Annotated in this window: 1 protein-coding gene; it reads left to right on the forward strand. The window is 42.2% G+C overall.

Annotated elements, in window-relative coordinates; translation table 11 throughout:
* Window positions 1-49: 49 nt before the first annotated feature.
* A partial coding sequence (locus tag R7O13_RS31375; RefSeq protein WP_318057459.1) for an MFS transporter occupies window positions 50-502 on the forward strand: 453 nt, incomplete at its 3' end.

Raw genomic sequence — 502 nt, forward strand, 5'->3', positions numbered from 1 at the left:
ACTTGCTTTCTAACTACATCATGAACTGGTAACAAACAAAGGATTATCCATGTCATCCGACAGACAGCCGTCCTTGCTTACGCAAAGAAAGTTCCTGCCCTATTTTGTTACTCAGTTTTTTGGCGCTTTCAACGACAACATTTTTAAAAACGTTTTGTTGCTGTTTGTCGCTTTCGCTGGTTCTAGCGCATTACCCATTTCTAGTAATTTATTCATAAACTTAGCAGCTGGATTATTCATTCTTCCATTCTTCCTTTTTTCTGCCTCTGCTGGAGTTTTGGCGGATAAATACGAGAAATCGTGGTTTATTCGCAAAGTAAAACTGTTTGAAATCGCCATCATGCTGCTAGGCGCCGTTGGCTTTATAACAGAAAGCTATGGTGTCTTACTTCTGCTGCTTTTCTTAATGGGTACGCAATCCGCGTTCTTCGGCCCCGTCAAGTACGCGCTTCTTCCTCAGGAATTAAACGCTAAGGAACTGGTACCAGGCAATGCCTTGGTT

The organism is Vibrio sp. Y176 (assembly GCF_033438945.1).